Raw genomic sequence first — 1,506 nt, forward strand, 5'->3', positions numbered from 1 at the left:
TCTCGTTTTGGTAGAGGCACTTTGCTTGCAAAAAAACGAAATTTGTATTCACTCTCGGATTATTTGATACCGGCTAATCTTAGTGTAGTAAACATACCCGAAACAACTGATGTAATTTCAGAGTTCAACGAAACTGAATATTACTATGATGAATCTAGTGCAGAAGATAGCGAAGTTACAAATTTTGTTATGCAAAAAGATTTGACGTACATACCGGCATTTCTCAATGCTGCCTCTATTTTCAACTAACTAAAGGAATAAGAAAATGTTTGGAATGAAATTTTTCAAAAAACCTAAAAAAATAAAACTATTCCCAGCAAGCGAATACATATCTCACAAAGACCAATTACGACTTGCTCATCAAGTAGCCGAAATTTACGCAGGTTTTGCATCTTCCAGAGACATTGAGCACAAAATAGGTGATGGCCTTTCAAAGTTATTTGATAATAACTTTAGAGCTGTTATCAAAAAAATGGTATACACAGCAATCTTGTCTGGAGAAAGCAATTTTTACATAGTAGTTCCAGACTCCGATGATCCGAAAAAACCACTAAAAAAAGGATTCCCATGCCTTTGCTACAACTTCGGAGAAGTTCTTGATGAAGGCTCTTATTTTCTAAAAAATATACATGAAAGTAGAATCATCAGTATGAAGTCATCTTTTCTAAATTTCGAGGCTCTAAAAAAAAGCAGCAATATTATGGATACACTACTCAACGAAACAATGGGATTTTTGAAAGTTAATAATTTTACTTTTCTAAAATCAGCAACACTGCCATCAGTCAAGGACATGACCGCATACGACCTGGCTGAAGTAAAAAAAAATATTGAGGGGGTTCTCGACAGTAACCACAAAATGATGATACTCGGGAGAGAAGATGATATTGCTAATGTTACAAGATCTGTAAGTCCACTAAGAGATGCTTTTGAAATCATTGTATCAGACGTAACACTCCATTCTGGAATTCCAAAAGAAATACTATACCCAGTCTCGCCATCTGGAGAAGGCAGTGTTGGCAACTACGATATTTTTTACCTAAACATTGAGCAAATATGCAAACTAATGGTAACACCATTCATTAATGCGGTGCTTTTCAAGTTTGGACTACAATCCAACTGGTGCTACAAACCAGTCAAGCCAATTAGCCAAAAAGAACAAGCTGAAATTGATGAAAAACACGCAAAAACTTTAGCAACTTACGTAGAACTTTTAAGTAAAGCTAAGGAGATGGAAAATGATGATTTGTATCTAAAAATACAAAATGAACTTAACCAATATTTACAAATTTAATTTAGGAAAAAATCTTGCTAAAGGAGGTTATATGCAAGAATCATTAAGTGAAGATACTGCTACAATTTCTGAATCTTTGCCTAAAAACGACAAAGAACAAGTAACAATATCTTCAGAAGAATACGAAAAATTAGTGTCTGATTCAAAAAAATTGTCGGGCATGATTTCACGAGAAGATTTTGAAAGACGCCTTGCTGAGGCTGAAAGCAACTTTA

Annotated in this window: 2 protein-coding genes and 1 pseudogene; all 3 read left to right on the plus strand. The window is 34.3% G+C overall.

The window, feature by feature from the left end; translation table 11 throughout:
• On the plus strand, positions 1–249 hold a 249-nt coding region (locus BLO14_RS05820), incomplete at its 5' end, for a terminase large subunit (RefSeq protein ID WP_200780532.1).
• A gap of 16 nt (positions 250–265) precedes the next feature.
• Complete coding sequence (locus BLO14_RS05825; protein WP_091973999.1) at positions 266–1,291, plus strand: anti-CBASS protein Acb1 family protein; 1,026 nt, start codon at positions 266–268, stop codon at positions 1,289–1,291.
• Positions 1,292–1,322: 31 nt separating this feature from the next.
• Positions 1,323–1,506: pseudogene (locus tag BLO14_RS05830) on the plus strand (terminase); the annotation flags it as partial.

The sequence above is a fragment of the Borreliella japonica genome, assembly GCF_900099615.1.
GTDB lineage: Bacteria > Spirochaetota > Spirochaetia > Borreliales > Borreliaceae > Borreliella > Borreliella japonica.